The organism is Aquitalea sp. (assembly GCF_030150775.1).
Classification (GTDB): Bacteria; Pseudomonadota; Gammaproteobacteria; order Burkholderiales; family Chromobacteriaceae; genus Aquitalea; species Aquitalea denitrificans.
In genome coordinates, this window is record NZ_JASLFG010000029.1 from 21,382 (window position 1) to 40,884 (window position 19,503).

17 protein-coding genes are annotated in these 19,503 nt (G+C 56.2%); 14 read left to right on the forward strand and 3 right to left on the reverse strand.

All coding sequences use genetic code 11. The annotated features are described in order from the left end of the window. Positions 1-13 precede the first annotated feature (13 nt). Together QVF59_RS09455 and QVF59_RS09460 are read right to left on the reverse strand one after the other, a co-directional pair. Positions 14-754, reverse strand: a complete 741-nt coding sequence (locus QVF59_RS09455; protein ID WP_287879190.1) for an NADPH-dependent oxidoreductase — start codon at positions 752-754, stop codon at positions 14-16. 101 nt (positions 755-855) lie between these two features. Next, on the reverse strand, positions 856-1,470 hold the full coding sequence (locus QVF59_RS09460; protein WP_287879191.1) for a TetR/AcrR family transcriptional regulator: 615 nt from the start codon (positions 1,468-1,470) through the stop codon (positions 856-858). Positions 1,471-1,931: 461 nt separating this feature from the next. Here QVF59_RS09460 and QVF59_RS09465 point away from each other — a divergent pair, with 461 nt between their 5' ends. The 6 genes from QVF59_RS09465 to QVF59_RS09490 all read left to right on the forward strand — a co-directional run bounded on the left by QVF59_RS09465 (position 1,932) and on the right by QVF59_RS09490 (position 8,094). Then, positions 1,932-2,567 (forward strand): GspH/FimT family pseudopilin, encoded by a 636-nt coding sequence (locus tag QVF59_RS09465; RefSeq protein WP_287879193.1) that lies wholly within the window; start codon positions 1,932-1,934, stop codon positions 2,565-2,567. Positions 2,568-2,572: 5 nt separating this feature from the next. Next, on the forward strand, positions 2,573-3,178 hold the full coding sequence (gene pilV, locus QVF59_RS09470) for a type IV pilus modification protein PilV (protein WP_240902651.1): 606 nt from the start codon (positions 2,573-2,575) through the stop codon (positions 3,176-3,178). 8 nt (positions 3,179-3,186) lie between these two features. Further along, positions 3,187-4,152: a PilW family protein gene (locus tag QVF59_RS09475; RefSeq protein ID WP_159875224.1), complete on the forward strand. Its 966-nt coding sequence runs from the start codon at positions 3,187-3,189 to the stop codon at positions 4,150-4,152. After that, a complete protein-coding gene (locus QVF59_RS09480) occupies positions 4,134-4,673 on the forward strand; it encodes a pilus assembly PilX family protein (protein WP_287879195.1) in 540 nt (179 codons plus the stop codon). The genes QVF59_RS09475 and QVF59_RS09480 overlap by 19 nt, the downstream gene beginning before the upstream one ends. A gap of 701 nt (positions 4,674-5,374) precedes the next feature. Then, a complete protein-coding gene (locus QVF59_RS09485) occupies positions 5,375-7,687 on the forward strand; it encodes a pilus assembly protein (protein WP_287879197.1) in 2,313 nt (770 codons plus the stop codon). Between the two features lie 8 nt (positions 7,688-7,695). Next, positions 7,696-8,094, forward strand: coding sequence for a type IV pilin protein (locus QVF59_RS09490; protein WP_159875227.1), 399 nt, complete (start codon positions 7,696-7,698; stop codon positions 8,092-8,094). Between the two features lie 88 nt (positions 8,095-8,182). Here the strand turns inward: QVF59_RS09490 and yiaY are convergent, their stop codons facing one another. Next, positions 8,183-9,334, reverse strand: a complete 1,152-nt coding sequence (yiaY, locus tag QVF59_RS09495) for an L-threonine dehydrogenase (RefSeq protein ID WP_205677492.1) — start codon at positions 9,332-9,334, stop codon at positions 8,183-8,185. Between the two features lie 474 nt (positions 9,335-9,808). Between yiaY and QVF59_RS09500 the strand changes: the two genes are divergently transcribed. The 8 genes from QVF59_RS09500 to gabP all read left to right on the forward strand — a co-directional run bounded on the left by QVF59_RS09500 (position 9,809) and on the right by gabP (position 19,501). Further along, positions 9,809-10,408, forward strand: coding sequence for a GspH/FimT family pseudopilin (locus QVF59_RS09500; RefSeq protein ID WP_287879200.1), 600 nt, complete (start codon positions 9,809-9,811; stop codon positions 10,406-10,408). Position 10,409: 1 nt separating this feature from the next. Next, complete coding sequence (pilV, locus tag QVF59_RS09505; protein WP_159875230.1) at positions 10,410-10,922, forward strand: type IV pilus modification protein PilV; 513 nt, start codon at positions 10,410-10,412, stop codon at positions 10,920-10,922. After that, a complete protein-coding gene (locus tag QVF59_RS09510) occupies positions 10,919-11,701 on the forward strand; it encodes a prepilin-type N-terminal cleavage/methylation domain-containing protein (protein ID WP_276608565.1) in 783 nt (260 codons plus the stop codon). Before pilV (QVF59_RS09505) ends, QVF59_RS09510 begins: the two co-directional genes overlap by 4 nt. Positions 11,702-11,715: 14 nt before the next feature. Further along, positions 11,716-12,258 carry a pilus assembly PilX family protein gene (locus QVF59_RS09515; protein WP_159875232.1) on the forward strand — a complete coding sequence of 181 codons (543 nt, stop codon included), beginning with the start codon at positions 11,716-11,718 and terminating at the stop codon, positions 12,256-12,258. Between the two features lie 71 nt (positions 12,259-12,329). Further along, positions 12,330-15,674, forward strand: a complete 3,345-nt coding sequence (locus tag QVF59_RS09520) for a pilus assembly protein (protein ID WP_287879203.1) — start codon at positions 12,330-12,332, stop codon at positions 15,672-15,674. A gap of 2 nt (positions 15,675-15,676) precedes the next feature. Further along, positions 15,677-16,129 (forward strand): type IV pilin protein, encoded by a 453-nt coding sequence (locus QVF59_RS09525; protein WP_287879206.1) that lies wholly within the window; start codon positions 15,677-15,679, stop codon positions 16,127-16,129. A 491-nt stretch (positions 16,130-16,620) separates the two neighbouring features. Next, positions 16,621-17,886: a 4-aminobutyrate--2-oxoglutarate transaminase gene (gene gabT, locus QVF59_RS09530; RefSeq protein WP_287879207.1), complete on the forward strand. Its 1,266-nt coding sequence runs from the start codon at positions 16,621-16,623 to the stop codon at positions 17,884-17,886. 214 nt (positions 17,887-18,100) lie between these two features. Then, positions 18,101-19,501 carry a GABA permease gene (gene gabP, locus QVF59_RS09535; RefSeq protein WP_159875236.1) on the forward strand — a complete coding sequence of 467 codons (1,401 nt, stop codon included), beginning with the start codon at positions 18,101-18,103 and terminating at the stop codon, positions 19,499-19,501. Positions 19,502-19,503: the final 2 nt, after the last annotated feature.

Consider the following 19,503-nt stretch of genomic DNA (forward strand, 5'->3'; position numbering starts at 1 on the left):
AAAGACAAGTTGATCAACGGTCAAAACCAAAGCCCTGCTTGCGGGCGACGGGGGCGACTTCGGGGAAATACACGTTCTGGTAATACTGTGCGGTATTGGCGGTCCAGGGCAGGCCATCCGGGCGGCCGATCTGCTGCCAGTAGGCGGCCAGCGTCTGGTCGTACTGACGGATTTGTTCCGGCAGCTGTGCAGTCTGGTAGTGTTCGTGATGGACAAAGCTCTCACGCGGCAGGCGCGGTTTGATGCTGCTGTCCTGATCGGTATAGCCGATGACCACGCCAGCAATCGGGAAGGTATATTCCGGCAATTGCAGCAGTTCGATCATGGCTTGCGGGTTGCGGCGGATGCCGCCGATCGGCACCACACCCAGGCCTGCGGCACGGGCGGCGGTCATCAGGTTGCCCAGCGCAATGCCGGCGTCCACTGCGCCTACGGCAAAGCCTTCCACGCTGTCCTGAATCACCTGCTCGGCACCCGCCGCTTCCACGCCAAGGCGGGTCTTGTAGAAATCCACCACCAGGGTGACAAACACCGGGGCCTGGGCAATCCACGGCTGACCACCAGCCAGGGCGGCAATCTGCTGGCGGCGCGCGGCGTCCTGCACCACCACCAGCGACACCTGCTGGCCGTTGATGGAGGTGGGGCCTTTCCAGGCGGCGTCCAGCACCGCATCCAGTACCTCGGCGGGGACGGGTTTGTCCTGATAACTGCGAATACTGCGATGTTGTTGCATCAGTTCCAGTGTGCTGTTCATGGCATTCTCCCGTTTGGGTGAAAATAAATAGACCGGTCGTCTAGTTGATGTGTCAAAAATACCCGCCGCAGGGGCGGGTAAGATAAATCCGTTTTACTGCTTTAACTTGCCTGACAGTCACCAGGCTTGAGCATGGCGTCGGTCAGCGCCTGTGCCTGCAGCATGGGCTGCTGGGTGTGCTGCACCTTGAACAGCAGGGCGGAACCTACCCACAGGCTGTACAGGCTGCCCGCCGTGTCTTCGGCTGACAGCCGGGTACACAAGCTGCCTTCCTGCTGCCCGCGGCGGATACAGTCGGCCAGGCGCAGGATGACTCGCCCCATGCCCTCGGCCAAGGCTTCTCGCATCGGTTCGGACAGGTCGGACACTTCGGCCGCCAGCTTGATGGCCAGACAGCTCTGATTGCCTTCTTCGCATTGCTGGTGACGGTCCAGCCAGCCGGAGAAGTAGCGCAGCAAGCAGCTGCGTGCATCCCCCTGGCTTGGGTCCAGTGCTTCCAGCAGGCGCGCATCGTAATGTTCAAAGTAACGCCGCAGCATTTCCACCCCGAAACCTTCCTTGGAACGGAAGTAGTGGTAGAACGAACCTTTGGGCACACCGGCACAGCCGAGGATTTCGGCCAGGCCTACGGCAGAAAAACCCTTGCCCAGGATGATGGATTCACCGGTGGCAAGCAGGTGTTCGCGGGTATCGGAAAACTGGCTGAGTCGTGACATGGGGAGATAGTACTAGACCAGTCGTCTAGTTTGCAAGTGGAGAACAGATATTTCAGCACGACGTGCAGCTCGGCAAGGGGCATCCGGGAATGGCATGCCATGCTGCAGCGCAGAAAAGGATGCGGATGGCAATTGCATAGGCTGGGTGAGGCGCTGCGGCTGCATGAGCGGGGAGGAGTGGGCTGGCGAGGGTAAGTTGATGATTTTTTATGTTTATTTGAAAATAAGCATTTAATTTAATGTTGAATGATTGTTTTTTTACTGAAATGTCCTGTTCGTAACTAAGCAATTAATTCTTTTATTAACGATTTATTCGGAAAAATAACTTGATATTGCTCAGTGTTAAGAATGATAAATCTTGTAAATGTACTTTAACTATGTAGAATGGATAAAATTTTTACCAGTGCTTGATATCGACATGCTGCAGTGCAGTGTGCGTTCTGCACCTAAGCTCCCGATCTATGTCCATTTCCATTGCTGGCAAGCCGATAGCATTACGCAGGCAGAACTGTGGCTTTTCCATGGTTGAGCTGCTGGTCACTATCAGTGTGGCTGCGTTGATCATGGCCATTGCCACGCCGGCACTACAAACCCTGGTTGCCAGCAACAAGATTGCTACCGAAGCCAACCGCATCGTGGCGGGTTTCAATTACGCCCGTACTGAAGCGGTGCGGCGCAACCAGCCGGTGTATATCTGCTCGGCCAATCTCAATACCAATAGCATGAGCATCAGCGGCTGCCTTAGCTCGCAAACCAGTAGCAAGTACAACTGGGGATATGGGCAGTTGGTGTACGCCGACAATATCAGCACCGGCACCATGGGTAGCTATGACAGTGGCGAAGCCATCAAGACCTTTACCTACTACGGCGAGATGAATAATGGTGCGGCGCTGAATCTGGTGATGTCTGCCAGCCCGGTGGCCACGGTGAAGCAGATTGCCTTTGGTAGTGATGGCCGCCTGCTGGATGGCAACAGCCGCAAGCTGGTGTTGCAGGACAGTACCAACAATCTGTGCCGGGTCATCCTGATTAGTGGCTCTGGCCGCAGCAAGGCTTGTGATACCAGCACGGACAACAGTTGCGGAGCCTGCTCGTGAAGAAAATGAACGGCTTCACCATGCTGGAAGTGCTGATTTCCATCTTGATCGTCGGTATTGGCATGCTGGCCATTGCCGGCATGCAGGGGCGTACGCTCAAAACGGTGCGCGAAGCCGAGCAGCAGGGCGTGGCCGCCATGCTGGCCGCTGAAGTGGCTGATGCCATGCGCGCCAATTCCTATGCCAGCATCAATGCCAGCGGTAGCGTGACCGAAGACTGGACCAACTATGTGGAAAGCAGTTATAGCGACCACACCACCGTGCCTTCCACCCTGTGCAATGCAGCCAGCGGTAGCGCATGCAGCAGTGCGCAAATGGCCGCCTATGACCTGTACCAGTTCAAGAACAATCTGGCCACGGCTTTCTCCGACAGCAGCCAGAACAATGTGCGGGCCATTGTCTGTCGCGACAGCACGGCTTCGTCCACCATCAATTTTGATGACAGCAAGCTTGGTGGTTGTACCGGCGGCAGCAAGTTGATGATCCGGGTGGCCTGGAAGGCCGCCATGGAAAAAACTGCCAATACCGCCTTGGGAAACAATAGCGCCAATTCGTCGGCAGCTAGTGCCACCACCCGGGTGTATGGCTATGTCTTGCAGTTTGAACCATGAGTAAATCCATGAAACGGATGCGCGGCTTTACCCTGATCGAGCTGATGGTGTCGCTGACCCTGGGCATGATCGTGCTGGGGGCAGTTGTAGCGGTTTATGTCAACAGCAAGCGCACTTTCAATGTGGTCAACCAGCGCATAGCCATGCAGCAGGATGCACGCATTGCCCTGATGCAGATTTCGCGTGACCTGCGCATGGCTGGCAGCTATGGCTGCGCCACGCTGGATGCCAACAACACGGCGGCTTCACCGGCGGTGACGGTGGATACCAGTGCGGTGAGTTCGCCTGCGGTGTATCAAACCTTTATCACCAGTGGTGGCAGTTATCTGCCCTTTGCGGCTTATGCGTCGTCTACGGCGTCCAGCTGGCTTAACGGGCAGACTGCTTCTGCGTCCATCGATGTCCTGGCTGTTCAGTATGGCCGTGGTACGGCGCAGGCAACAGCCATTGCCTCTGGTGGATTGGCTACTTTTTCTGCCAATAGCAATAACCAGCGTACTTATACGGTGGGGCAGCAGTACTGGGTGGCCAGCACCTGTCAGAAGATCTTGTTGGAAAAGACCACCACCGGTCTGGCTTCGGCGGGGGTGTCGGTGAATGTCGGCAGCATGACCTCCGGTGCCGACATCATGGACCTGGTATCCCGCGCCTATTTCGTCAACAGCAGCGGTGCGCTGGTGATGACCGAACTGGGTCAGGCCGGCACCCTGCAAGGGCCGAACGAGCTGATCAGCAATGTCACCGGCCTGCAATATGAATACGGCGAGGTGACAGACAGCGTCAACTGCCTGGTGACCTACCGAAGCCGCGCTTCGGTCGGTAACTGGCGCAATGTGTCATCGGTGCGCATTACGCTGACGGTACAAAGCCAGAACCAGGTTCCGCTGGCCAGTGGCAACAGCTATGGCTACCTGACCCAGACCTACCAGACCACTGCAGCCATCAGGGGCAAGCAATGCTACAAGTCCAGTTGAATTTCCGGTCGTCAGGTGCCCAGCGTGGTGCCAGCCTGATTGTTTCCCTGATTCTGCTGGCCGTGATTGCCTTGCTGGTGGTGTACGGGGCCCAGCCCTTGCTGACCGAACAGAAAATCGCCAGCAACCAGAACGACCGCACGCTGGCATTCCAGCTGGCTGAGCTGGGATTGAAGTCAGGTGAAAGCTACGTGGCTAGCAACAAGCCTGTTGCCAGTGCTTTTGCAACGGATTGCAGCGGTGGGCTCTGCCTGCCCAGCCAGTCGGCAGGCGGGACCAATGCCTGGGAGCGCAGCAATGTGTTTACCGGTACCTATCTCAATTCGTTGCCGTGCTCTACCTGCACCATTACTGCCGATACCATGCAAAAACCGCGCTACACCATTGAATTGCTGGACAGTAATTATTCCGATGCGGTAACCGGTACTACCGGTGCGTCACTGTACCGTATTACTTCCCGTGCCTGGGGCCGCAATGCCAATACCCAGGTGACCTTGCAAAGTTATTACGTCGTTTCCTGAGGCAGCTGCCCATGTCCCGTTCTGTTACTGTTTGCACGGCAGCTGTGCTGGCACTATTTTCTGCCACGGTTTTTGCTGCGAATCCGTATCCGGCGGTGCCGCTCTATCTGAATCAGAAAACCGTACGGCCCAATATTGCCCTGATGGTGGATGACTCGGGGAGTATGAAAGATGCTCCCAATGGTTATTCAGTAAGTACATCCAATCCAGCTAAAATTACCATTGCGCGCAAGGTGTTGACCGACTTGCTGAACAATAATTGGGATATGGCTTACTGGGCCTTGTTCCATTTTAATTATGGTCCGAATTCCAGGTCGTATGGGGGGTATGTTCCTTTAAGATCCAGCTTGAAGCTGGATGGTTGGAGTGATCCCACATTATCTACTTCCAGCACTCAACTTACCAATTTTACTAATGATATTAATGGCAGTGGATTGACCGATTATTTGGGTACGCCGAGTGCTGGTGCGTTTTATAATATTATGCGCTCGTTTTCCGGGCGGCCTGGCTGGAATGGCTATCCAAGCTATCAGGCACCACAAGACTATACCAATGCTTCGCCCATCAAATATGTCTGCCAGAAAAATTTTGTCATTTTCATTTCAGACGGCTATCCCAATGATGAAGTGGTCAATGCTACCGAGAAGAATAAATCCGGAACTTCTGTTTCTCTGAATAGTTATACCCCGGTCGGAGTGACCATGCCCAGTGTGGCCTCCGGTGTTGACACGACGCTGGTGCGCTATGCCGGGTTTTACTATCAGAATGGAGTGGTTCCCAACGGGGTGAATACCGATACCGAGGGCAATGCCTATAGCGCAGCGACGGCGCAGCCAATGGTGACTTACACCATTGGTTTTGGTCTGCCTGCGACGGACGATGGCCAGAAGGTGTTGGCGGCTACTGCAACGGCGGGGGGGGGGCAAAGCTTCAACTCCAGTGATGAAACTTCGCTAACCAACTCGCTAAAATCCGTTTTGAACAGCATTACCTCTACCACGGCCACCAACGTACCGGTTGTTGCCAGCAAGCCGACCAATCCAAGCGAAGCAATCCAGGCTACCTTCTATTCTGGCGACTGGTCCGGCCAGTTGCATGCCTACAGTGTAAGCAGTAGTACTGGCCTGGCTAGCCTGAGCTCCACCATCCCTATCGTATTCAATGTGTCGGCGAGTACACGTCTGGCCAATATCTTTACCAGCACCGGCCCTTCTGCCAATGGTGCGTTGTACAGCAGCGTAAACAGTGGCAGCAGCAGCTTGCTCAGTTATCTGTCAGGAGGCTCGCCAAGTGGCTGGCGTAGCCGCAGCAGTGACAAATCCAGCCCGTCGACGCTGGGTGACATTATCGATTCCACCCCCACGCCTTTTGGTAGCACGGCAACTGCCGGTTTTGCCGTGGGGGCCAATGACGGCATGCTGCATGTATTCGGTCGTACCACCAGCAATTACACCGAAGACTTTTCCTATATTCCGCGCGCGGTGACGGTAGCCAATCTCACCGCATTGGGCTCCACCACCTATGGTGGCGCGCAGCCCCACCTGTATTTTGTCAACGGCAGTCTGACTTTCAATAATGTCAGCGGCGGAGATAACCAGTTTTCCACGGCGACTACTTCGGTATTGACCGGTGGCATGGCACAGGGCGGGCAGGGCCTGTTTGCGCTGGATATCAGCAATACTGTGGCTAACCCGTCTTTGCTGACTGGTGGCAGTGTATTCGGTATCAGTAATGTGCTGTGGGACCATGTGCCGGCTGATTCCGGTTTTGCCAATCTGGGCTATACCTTTGCCAAGCCAGTGATCGCACAGGTCTATGTAAACGGGGTGAAGAAATGGGCGATGATTACCGGCAACGGTTATGACTCCACCAATAAGGTAAGCAGCCTGATGGTGATTGACCTGAAAACCGGTGCCATGTTGTATGAGCTGAATACCGGCACTGCCAGCAATGGTCTATCCTCGCCTGCTGTACTGGATATCAATGGCGATAAGGTGGCGGATTATGTGTATGCGGGCGACCAGGCAGGCAATATCTGGCGCTTCAAATTACAAACCAGTACGTCCACCACCACATCGGTCAGCAAGTTTTTTACCACCCAGGCCAACCAGCCGGTGGTGGCTGCACCGGCGATTTATGCCGTCAATGGCGGCGGCTACATGATTTATGTCGGTACCGGCCGCATGCTGTACGAGAACACGACCTATAACGACCGTACCACGGTATATCCGCAGTCCTTGTATGGCATTTACGACGACCAGACCAAGACCAATCTGACTTACAGCAGTTCTACCTTCATTACTGATGGTGAGGTGGCCAATCTGAACGGAACTGCGTCGATTGATGGCTCGGCGACATCTACCGCCTCGGGCAAGCTTGGCAGCAGTGTGGTATTCCGTGAAACCACCACCATTACCGATGCGGCTACCACGGGTGGCTTGTCCGTTGGCCCCAGCGGCAACCGCGCCGGTTGGGTGTTCAATATGGACAGCAGCAATGGTGAACGCATGATCTACCAGCCGGTGGTAGCGCTGGGCAAGCTGTATTTCACCACTCAGGTGCTCAAAGGTAGTGACAAGGTATGCAGCAATGTAAATCAGCAAAGCGGCTGGGTGATGGCGCTGGATCTGATGACCGGCGGGGCACCTTCCTCTCCAGCCTTTGATTTGAATGGTGATGGCAAGATCAATACCGGCAGCACTTCGCCGGATGGCGATACGGTAAAGTTTACCGATGGTAAAACCACCATTCCATCCGGCATCAATTACAACATCGGTATTCCATCTGCCTTGTCGATTGCCTTTACCGTCACCACCGTGAATCTGGGCGATTACACCACCACCGACTCGGGCCAGATGGGGACCTATCCCTATCCTTCCACCACCAATACCAATGAGGTGCTGACCTTCTACGTGGGCGGCACCGGCGGCAGCAACGGTAATGTGGCCGCTGGTAAGCTGATTCCCCGTGCCAGTTCGATAGGCCGGCGCATCAGCTGGCGCGAAATTTTCTGAGGCAAAGCATGAAGACACAAGCTGGTTTTACCCTGATTGAACTGATTATCGTGGTGGCGATTGTCGGCATCCTTGCTGCCATTGCCTATCCGTCCTACACCCAGCATGTGATCAAGGGCAATCAGGCGGCAGCCAAGGCCAATCTGGTGGAAGATGCCCACTACATGGCACGGCTGTATGCGGAGAAGGGCAGTTATGCCTCGGCTACCCTGCCGCTGGCCACCGCGCCCAGCACCGGTACCACGCTGTACAATATTGCTGCCAGTGGTGCCACGGCCGATAGTTTCTCCCTGGTGGCCACCCCGGTTGCCGGCATGAGCCAGGCCGGAACCGACACCATTTCGGTGGATCAGGACGGTAATATCGTGTATTGCAGTCAAACCAATACCGGCAGCTGCCATCAGTAAGCTGCAATAGTAAAACCGCCAGTCTTCGCAGCCTGGCGGTTTTGCATTCACCTTCCGTCCTTGCGGGGCGGGTTATTCCTGCCGGGGCTTACATTGCCCCCTCGAAAATGCTTTCGATTTCTGCCTGGCTGGCTTTGCGCGGATTGGTCAGGCCGCAGGCATCTTGCAGGGCATTGCGTGCCAGCAGGGGAATATCTTCCCGCTTTACGCCCAGTTCGCTCAGTGAGGCCGGGATGCCGATGTCGGCAGCCAGCTTGCGGATGGCCACCAGGCAGGCCTTGGCACCGGCTTCTGCAGTCAGCCCCTGGGTATTGACACCCATGGCCGCAGCAACATCACTCAGGCGGGCGGCCGATGTCTGCACATTGAACGCCTCCACATGCGGCAGCAGCAGGGCATTGCAGACGCCGTGCGGCAGGTCGTATACCCCGCCCAACTGGTGTGCCATCGCATGCACATAACCCAGCGAAGCATTATTGAATGCCATGCCGGCCAGGAATTCGGCATAGGCCATCTGTTCGCGCGCTTCCAGATTCTTGCCGTTTTCCACTGCCACGCGCAGGTACTGGGAAATCAGCGCCACTGCTTTTAGCGCGCAGGCATCGGTAATGGGGGTGGCTGCGGTGGAAACATAGGCTTCGATGGCATGGGTGAGGGCATCCATGCCGGTTGCCGCAGTCAGGCCCTTGGGTTTGGCAATCATCAGGTCCGGGTCGTTGACCGACAGGATGGGCGTGACATTGCGATCGACGATGGCCATTTTTACATGGCGTGCCTCGTCGGTGATGATGCAAAAGCGTGTCATTTCACTGGCAGTACCCGCCGTGGTATTGATGGCCACCAGCGGCAGCTGCGGCTTTTTCGAGCGGTCCACCCCTTCGTAGTCGGCAATCTGTCCGCCGTTGGCCGCTACCAGTGCAATGCCTTTGGCACAGTCATGGGGAGAACCACCGCCCAGCGAGATGACGAAGTCGCATTTCTTGTCCTGCAGCACGGCCAGCCCGGCTTCGACGTTGGCAATGGTCGGGTTGGGCTTGGCTCCGGCAAAAATGGTGGCCTGGATATCGCGCTCGGCCAGCAGCTTCTGGATACGAGCCGCCACCCCGATTTCATCCAATACCTTGTCGGTAACAATCAGTGCATGGCGAAAACCATAGGTCTGAATGGATTGGATGGCGTCCTTCAGGCAACCGGCACCCATGACGTTGACAGCAGGGATAAAGAAAGTCGTGGTTGTCACTGTGTTATCTCCTTGTTTGACAGGCCGGCCTCTTGGCTGGGCCAGCCCGGACTGCAGGCAAGAACAACATGGATTACATGACCTAAGCGTCATGCATGCAGCCTATAGCGCCGGGGCAATCACTCCTATACGACTTTAGTTGCATGCATGGCCTTGAGTGCTACCTGGTGCGGGTAGTATTTGTTTTGATCATGCTTTCTTGATGGCTCAGTCATTATTATGATTTTATGGATTTATTTCTTTTTGATTGCCAGAATTGATTTTTTTATTTGATGCTTGATGAAAAAATTGCTATCAGACTGAATACTATTATTAGCATTATTTTACGTTAATTTAATCCTGTGCTTGTTGCTGTGTCATGGATGCACGTGTTTGTTTCGGTTAGTATCAATGCGATTGGTAGCGTAGGTTTTCATGTAATGGTGAGATAGTAAAAATCTCGCATCCTGCCGATTTTTCAGTATTGTTTTTACTGTGTTGCATTGCTGCTTTCTGAAAGATATATTCGCTTTGATAAAGTCCGCTGGATATACCTTGTTTGAGTTGGTGATCGTAATCGTGATTGCCAGCATTGTGACGGTAATGGCCGTATCCACTTATCGCACCACACTGGACAGTAGCAATGTCAGTGCCGAAATCAATGCCCTCAGTCTGGATCTGGCTTATGCCAGAAACGAGGCCATCAAGCAGGGGCAGAATATCCTGTTGTGTGCGTCCAGCAATGGCAGTACCTGCAATAACTCCACCAGCATGGCCAGTGGCTGGATCGTCATGTTGCCGGGCAGCAGCAATACGTGCACGGTAAGCAATGGCCTGGCAGCCAGCGCGGTGTTGCGTGTTGCCTCTGCGGTAAGCAGTGGCGATTCCATTACTTTTGCCTATTCCGGCAGCAATACGTCTAACGGAATCTGCTTTTCACGACTGGGTACTGGTACTACCGGAAAATTCACGGTGGCAGCAGGCACAGCCACCAGCAGTGCCAACCAGTTCAACAAGCAGTGTCTTTATGTGAGCAACGCTGGTCTGCTGCATGTGGTGAAGTCTGGTGCCAGTGACACTTTCGGGAGTTGCTAGCATGTGCATCCGCTCTTTGCAGCAATCTGCCGGTTTTACCTTGCTGGAAATCCTGGTTGCTCTGCTGGTGATTTCGATGGGGCTGTTGGGCATGGCCGGGGTGCAGGCGCTCAGTATTAACAACACCAATTCGGCACGTATGCGTGGTATTGCCGCGATCAAGGCGGAGAGTCTGGCAGCGGCCATGCATGCCAATGTGGCGTATTGGCAGAATGTAAGCGGGACAGTGACACAGAGCTCTGTCTCCACTGCGGGCAGCTGTGGCAGCAGTACCTGTACCGCATCCCAGGTGGCCGGTTATGACGTGTCGCAATGGAGCAGTGAGTTGTCTGCCAGTGCGCTGGCCTTACCGTCTGCTTCCGGCACTTTTTCCTGCAGCTCCAGTACCACCGCGCCGGTGTCCTGCACCATTACTGTTTCCTGGCAGGAAAAGTCCATGACCAGTTCGCTGACGTCCACGACGGCCAGCAGTGCCTTTGCTACGGCCAGTTACCAGATGGTGGTGCAGCCATGAGCCGCTTGCTCTCGTCAAAGCGGTATCGATCACATGGTTTTACGCTGATAGAAATGATGGTCGCCATGACTATTGGCCTGGTGTTTCTGCTGGCCTTGTCGGCACTGTTTCTGTCGTTCAGGAAAACCAGCCAGGGGCAGGGCGGTATTGCACAGATGCAGGATGACCAGCGGATGGCGATGACCATCTTGAGCCAGGTCATCCAGTCGGCCGGCTATTTTCCCAACCCGGCCTCCGCCACGCTTGCCACGGCACTGAGCGCAGACAGCAGTACGGTCAGTGGCGTGTCCTTCAGTGCCGGACAGGTTGTTTACGGTGTGGACAGCGGTGTATCCAGCACGCCGGACACCCTGTATGTGCGCTACCAGAGTGCGCAGAACGACGGCGTGGTTAATTGTCAGGGTGGCAGCAATGCTTCTTCCACGACAGCGACCTATATCAATCAGCTGTCGGCATCGGCCACAACCCAGCAACTGACCTGTGGCCTGAATGGTGCCACGGCAGTCGGTGTTGTCGGGGGGCTTAATCCGTCTTCGGCTTCTATCTGTACCAGTGTCGGCTATGTCGGCATCAGTAATGTGAAATTCCTCTACGGCTTTGATGCGTCCCAGAGTGGATCGGTCACCCGCTATGCCTCGGCAGGCGTGGTCACCAGCAGCAGTGCTTGGCCTTATGTTTATTCAGTCAAGCCGGTCATCACCCAGCTTTATTGCTTCCAGCAAGGAGTGGCTCCGCAGTCGGTGACCTTCTCGCAAACCATCTCGCTGCCAAACCAGTAATGAGGAACAAGCTGATGAGGCCGCTACCAACAGGAATTGCCAGCTGGCGCAGCAAGGGCTTTGCACTGATTACCGCCCTGCTGTTCCTGATGATCATCGCGATCTGGTGTGTGGTGATGATGCGGAATATGGGTCTGCAAGGAAAGATGGCCGGGGGCTTTCGCGAGAAGGGGCGTTCCTTCGAGGCTGCTCAGTCAGCGCTCATCTATGCCGAATGGTGGCTGGCACAAGGCAATGGCAGCTCGGGGAGCAGTTGTTCCTCGGTCGTGACCAGTCCGGTGGTCTGCTCCAATGCGCTGAGCAGCCCGGCCTCGCTGCCCTGGACGGTGGGAGTCAGCTATACCCCGCCCGGCATGAGCATTGCCTCCAGTGGGCTGTCGATGTTTGCCTCCAGTCCCATGTTTTACATTCAGTACGTTGGTGTCAGCAGCACAACCGGTTACAGCATTTACCGCATCAGCGCCGTGGGCTATGGCGGCAATTCCCAGGCGGTAACCGTGCTGCAGAGCACATATGCAATGAGTACCAGCGGCAATGTACAGAATGTCGGTCAATAAACCAGCCTGCCGCCTGCTGGCCGGGCGTGAATCAGCGGATGAGTGTGATGAAGACAGCAAATCCTAAGCATATGGTATGTGGGCTCCCGCAACTGCTGGGCTGGAGCGGACTGCTATGCAGCGGGGTGGTTGCTGCCTCCACCCTGACGGTGGTGGACAACTTTACCGGTACCACCAATTCGGTCAACTGGTATGCCTATGGTTCATTGACTGCCAGCCAGACCACGACCAATACCAGCAGCCCCGGTGCCTGCCTGACAGCAGGTTCCACCACGGCGGGCAGTTCCGGTGCGGCAAGCTCCACCAGTGCCGGCATCATTCCGGCTTGCGGCTCTGGTTCTGGCGGGACGACCGGTACCATTCCGGATGCCTCCGGCAAAGGGGCCTTGCGGCTGACCAATAACAAGAATTATCAGACTGGCGGCATCATCTATGCCGGCGACAGCAATGGCTATGCCTTTCCGGCCAATACCGGCATCAATGCCACCTGGACCAGCTACAGCTATGGCGGCAGCGGGGCTGATGGCTTGAGCTTTTTCCTGCTGTCCTCCGCGCAAAAAATCACTGCACCTTCCTCGCTGGGGGCAAATGGTGGCTCGTTGGGCTATTCCTGCTCCAACCAAAGCGGCAATGCCACCAACAAAACCATGACCGGCTATGGCTCAACCGGGATTCACAATGGCTATCTGGCCATTGGCATGGATGAATTCGGCAATTTTTCCAATAAAAGCGATAACACGGCATCGGGTAGTAGCACTGGACAGACCGCTGGTGCGATTGCCATCCGGGGTAAGGGAGATATCAGTAACGATACCTACTCGAGTTACAACTCATCTTCCATTATCAGCATGTGTAACAGTGGTGCGATAAGTACCACGACGACTACCGGAAGTGGGCATAACGCCAAAACAACCACCACAACCACGTCTATTGATGATTACCCGTTTTACAGCCTGAGTGGCACCACCAACGGAGCGTACAAGGTTTCCAGCAGCACACCGCTGTATGAATCGGCCACCACGCGCGCCAGTGCCAAGCCACATAGCTATCAGTTGCAAATCACCACCGGCAATCTGCTCACCCTGCGTTACAGCTATAACGGTGGTACCTGGACCACCATTGCCAATGGCATCGATATCACCTCCATCGGCGGTACGCTGCCGTCCTACCTGACTTTTGGCTTTGCTGCCTCTACCGGCGGCTCCACCAACTACCACGAAATTACCTGCTTCCAGGCAGCTCCGCTGACGACGTCCAGTAGTGGTGCCGGCCTGAATCAGCAGTCATCCGAAGTACAAACCGGCAGCCAGGCTTATCTGGCCTATTACAACGCCAGCAACTGGTATGGCGGGGTCACTTCCAATGCCATTACGGCGGACTCCTCCGGCACAGTATCGGTAGCCAGTACCGCAAGCTGGGATAGTGGCTGTGGCTTGACTGGTGGATCGTGCTCTACCACCGGTACCACCATTGCCAGCGCACAGGGCTCCAGCAGTCGCAGCATCCTGAGCTGGAATGACAGCTCGCTGGCCGGAGTGGCGTTTCAACTGGGCAATCTGAGCAGCACGCAGCAGACCGCACTGGGCTCATCGACTGCGCTGGTTTCCTATTTGCGCGGGGACCGCACCAGTGAAGGCAGCACGTATCGCAGCCGAACCAGCGTGATGGGTGATGTGATCAACTCCAGTCCCACCTGGGTGGGGCCACCGCTGAAGAGCTATACCGCCAGCTGGTCGGACAAGATCATCAGCAGTGCTTCGCTGCCGGAGAACGGTTCCAGCGCGGTGACTTACCCCACCTTTGCCGCCAACAACCTGACCCGTACCAATCTGGTGTTTGTCGGTGCCAACGACGGCATGCTGCATGGCTTTCGCAGCGGGGCCTACAACAGCTCCGGCGTGTATGACAGCAGCAGCACCAATGACGGCAAGGAGTTGCTGGCCTACGTACCTGGAACGGTGGTGACCTCCTATCTCACCAGCTACAGCAATATCATTTATTCGCATGCCTACTTTGTGGACGCCACCCCGACCAGTGGCGACGTGTTCTACAACAACAGCTGGCATACCTGGCTGGTAGGGGGCATGGGTACGGGGGGCAAGGGCATTTATGCGCTGGATGTCACCACGCCGGCCAATTTCTCCGAATCCAACGCCGCCAGCCTGGTGAAAGGGGAGTGGAACAGTTCCACCCTGACATGTACTTACAGTTCCGGTTCATGTGCATCCGACTTGGGGTACACCGTGGGCACGCCGGTGATCACCCGCTTCCACAATGGCAAATGGGGTGCAGTATTCGGTAACGGCTACAACAGCGCTACCGGGGTAGCGTCCATTTTCGTGATGATGATAGACCCCAGCACCGGGACCGAGACTTTCTACGAGTATTCCACTGGCTATGGCCCCAGCAAGGACCCCACCGGTAATAAATCCAATAACGGCATCTACTATGTCACGCCGGTGGATCTGGATAGCGACAATATTGCCGACTATGTCTACGCCGGTGATCTGTTCGGCAATCTGTGGCGTTTTGACCTGACCAGTAGCGACCCCAGCAAGTGGGTGGTGTCCAGTTATTCCGGCACCAAGCAGCCCTTGTTCTCCACCGGGCTCAACAGTAGTGGTACGCTGCAGCCGATTACCACCAAGCCGGTGGTGGCCACGCTGAAGGCCAGCTCCACCCTGCCACGGGTGATGGTGTATTTCGGTACCGGCAGCAAGGTATCGGCCACGGTCAGCAGCTCCAGTACCTATGCTTCTGGTGACCAGTATTTCTATGGCGTATGGGACTGGAATGTCAGTGCCTGGAATGCACTGTCCTCCACCCAGTTTGCCACCACCTCCAATAGCCCGGGCACCTTGAGTGCCTCGCAGCTGGTAACGCAAACCCTCAGCTCCACCACCACCTCCAGCAGCACTACGGTGGCAACCTATGGCTCCACATCCAGCAATACCGTGTGCTGGGTGGATAGCTCGTCTTGCAGCAGCAATACCCAATATGGCTGGAAGTTTTATTTCCCCTACAGCAGCAGCCAGAACGAGCAGCTGATCTACAACCCGCAATACCTGAATGGTGCCATTACCTTCAGCAGCACCATTCCGGCAACCAGCAACATCACCTCCTGCACAAACAGTGTGGATACCGGCTGGAGCTACGCGCTGAGCCCGGCGAGCGGCGGCAATTTCACTACCTCCTATTTTGCCAACAGCAGTGGTTCTTTCAGCGGCGTGAACGGCCTGGTGGTGAATGCGGTACAGCTCAGTGCCACCGGCTCTTTCCAGGTGGTGACCTATAGCGGCGCAACCTATCTGGTGTATCAAACCTCATCCGGTTATGCCACCGGCAACGTGATTGCCGTTAACACCCAGGGGGTGTCCACCAGTGGCAGCAGGCTGACATGGATTGAATTGAGATGAAGATGAAACGCAGCAACACGTGGGTAAACGGCTTTACCCTGATTGAGCTGGTGATCACCATGGCCATTCTGGGGATTCTGGTGTCCATCGCCATTCCGGCCTACACCAGTTATGTGCAGAAGGGGAATCGACCGGTAGCCAAGACGGCGCTGCTGGAGCTGGCCTCGCGCGAGGAGTCCTACTACGCGCTGAACAATGCCTATGCCTCCCAACCCACGACACTTGGCTATACAAGCAATAGCATTTCGGTACCCGGCAGTAGCCAGAACTACTACACGGTGACCGTGGCATCGGTCAGCAGCGGCACCGTACCCGGCTATACGTTGCAGGCTACGCCAGTGACCGGCAGCGTGCAGGCCAGCGATGCCTGCGCCATCTACCAGCTCGACCATCTTGGCAACAAGAGCAATGTCACCTCTGCCGGCGCGGCGGTAAGCACGGGCAACTGCTGGTAGCCCAGTACGCCTGTATTGGTCGGCCTGTTGTCTGTTGCTGATTGCCTGCGGCGATCATTCCCCTGCCCGAGCCCGGACGGCGGCTGTCTGCCGCTGTCCGCCATGCCTGCCTTCGCTGTTGCATGGGCTTGTTGATGTCATTTTTCTTCACGCAAAGACAGTTTGCCGTGGTGCTTAATTCTTTGTGGCATCTGGCAGATTTTTGATGTGTTTTTGCTGAATTTCCCCTGTTTTTCTTCTGTGTTCAACTTTCCTGATAAAGCGTTTTTTTTCAATGGCTTGCCCTGTTGTCGGGCATGGCTGTCTGCCGTTTAATCGTGTTTAAAATAATATTCATTGTGGCGTTTTGTTAAACGCGTGATTAGAATTGGTGTGCCGAGATGCAATGGAAAATCCAGTTGATACAAGGATTTGACAGCTTTGGATACTGTAGCCAGGTATCGACTGTTTAAAAAATTGCCACTCGTTTTGTTAATGACAGGAGAAACAGCATGAGCAACAAGGACCTGATGCAGCGCAAGGCGGATGCAACCCCGCGTGGCGTGGGCGTCATGTGTACTTTCTTTGCCGACAAGGCCAAGAACGCCGAAGTATGGGATGTGGAAGGTAATCGCTACATCGACTTCGCCGGCGGTATCGGCGTACTCAATACCGGCCATCTGCATGCCAAGGTGCAGGCCGCCGTGGCCGAGCAGCTCAACCGCTTCAGCCATACCTCGTATTCCATCATTCCCTACGAATCCTATGTCAGCGTGGCAGAAAAACTGAACCAGCTGACACCGGGCAATTTCGCCAAGAAAACCGCCTTCTTCAGCACCGGCGCGGAAGCCGTGGAGAACGCCATCAAGGTGGCCCGCGCTGCGACTGGCCGTCCGGGTGTGATCGCCTTTGGTGGTGCCTTCCACGGCCGCACCATGCTGGGCATGGCGCTGACCGGCAAGGTGGCCCCGTACAAGATCGGTTTTGGCCCGTTTGTGGGCGAGATTTACCACGCCGCTTATCCGAATGCCCTGCACGGTGTGTCGGTTGAGGATTCGCTGGCCAGCATCGAAAAACTGTTCAAGTTCGATATCGAAGCCAAGCGCGTAGCCGCCATCATCTTCGAGCCGGTTCAGGGCGAGGGTGGTTTCAATATCGCACCGACAGAGTGGGTGGTGGCATTGCGCCAGCTGTGTGATACCCACGGCATCGTGCTGATTGCCGACGAAGTGCAGGCCGGCTTTGCCCGTACCGGCAAGCTGTTTGCCATGGAGCACTACCCGGTTGCCCCGGACCTCACCACCATGGCCAAGTCGCTGGCCGGTGGCTTCCCGCTGTCCGCGCTGGTGGGCAAGGCCGAGCTGATGGATGTATCGGCTCCCGGCGCGCTGGGCGGCACCTATGCCGGCAGCCCGCTGGGCCTGGCTGCAGCGGGTGCGGTGATTGATGTCATCCGCGAAGAAAACCTGCTGGAGCGTTCCAACAAGCTGGGCGATTTGCTGAAGGAAAAGCTGCACAGCCTGAAACGCGACATTCCGCAGATTGCCGACGTACGCGGCCTGGGTGCCATGGTGGCCGTGGAATTCAACCAGCCGGGCACGCACCAGCCGGATGCCGAATTCACCAGGAAGGTACAGAGCAAGGCGCTGGAATCCGGCCTGATCCTGCTTACCTGCGGGGTGTACGGCAACGTGCTGCGTTTCCTGTTCCCGCTCACCATCGAAGACGAAATCTTCGCCGAAGCGCTGGCCAAGCTGGAAGCCGCGCTGAAGGCCTGATGCCGTCAGGCAGGACCGGCTGAGCCGTCCCGGTAAGCCTGTCCGCCCCGGCTAGCTGTAAGCACGGGCGTGTGCCGCCACTGCCTGAGGGCAGTGGCACGGTGTCGCCGTGTCCAAGAAGTAATGTGGGTCATTTCCAAAAAACATAAAACAATAAAACATCATGACTGGCGGACCTTGCCCACGCAGGCTGCCGGTTTTGGGAGAATCTTTCATGAGTGCTTCATCACAAAGCTTGAGCCACGGGCTCAAGCAACGTCACGTCACCATGCTGTCCATTGCCGGTGTGATTGGCGCTGGCCTGTTTGTTGGCTCCGGCCACGCCATTGCCGAAGCCGGCCCCGCCGTGTTGCTGGCCTATGGCATGGCGGGCCTGCTGGTGGTTCTGGTCATGCGCATGCTGGGTGAAATGGCGGTTGCCGCACCGGATACCGGCTCGTTTTCCACCTATGCCGACCGTGCCATCGGGCACTGGGCCGGTTACATCATCGGCTGGCTGTACTGGTGGTTCTGGGTGCTGGTGATTCCGCTGGAGGCCAATGCCGCCGCCACCATCCTGCATGCCTGGTTTGCCAGTGTGCCGATGTGGGCGTTTGCGCTGGGCATCACCGTTCTGCTCACCATCACCAACCTGTTCAGCGTGAAGAACTACGGCGAGTTCGAGTTCTGGTTTGCGCTGGTCAAGGTGATTGCCATCGTAGCCTTCCTGGGCGTGGCCGGTGCCGCCATGTTCGGCCTGATTCCGGGCAGCCAGGTGAGTGGCACGGCTCGCCTGTTTGACCAGGGCGGCTTCATGCCCAAGGGCTTTGGCGCGGTGCTGGGTGCCATGCTTACCACCATGTTTACCTTCCTGGGTACTGAAATCGTCACCATTGCCGCTGCTGAATCGGATAATCCGCAGCAGCAAATCACCAAGGCCACCAACTCGGTGGTATGGCGGATCAGCCTGTTCTACCTGGGTTCCATCTTTGTGGTAACCGCACTGGTAGCCTGGAACGACCCGCAACTGGCCGCCCTGGGTTCCTACCAGCGCACCCTGCAGCTGATTGGTATCCCTAATGCCAAGGCCATTGTTGACGTGGTGGTGCTGGTGTCGGTGGCCAGCTGCCTGAACTCGGCACTGTATACCGCCTCGCGCATGCTGTACTCGCTGTCCAGCCGTGGCGATGCCATCAAGGTGTTTGGCGATATCGCCCCCAACGGCACCCCGCAAAAGGCGGTGCTGGGTTCCATGGTGGTGGGTTTCATGACCGTGATTGCCAACTACCTGATGCCCAAGGAAGTGTTCGACATACTGCTGGCTACCTCCGGCACCATCGCGCTGCTGGTGTATCTGGTGATTGCCATTTCCCAGCTGCGCATGCGTCAGCGTATGGAAGCCAATGGCGAAACCCCGGCCTTCCGCATGTGGATGTTCCCGACCCTGACCTGGATCGTGATTGTCTTTATCTGTGCCGTGGTGGTGCTGATGGCCATCCGTCCGGAACACCAGGTTGAAGTCATCAGTACCGGCCTGTTGTCGCTGGCCCTGCTGGTGGTGGGCTGGGTGCGCTCGCGCATGTATGGCACACCGTGGATGGGTTCGCGTGAAGCCAAGGTGGCCACACAGTCCTGATC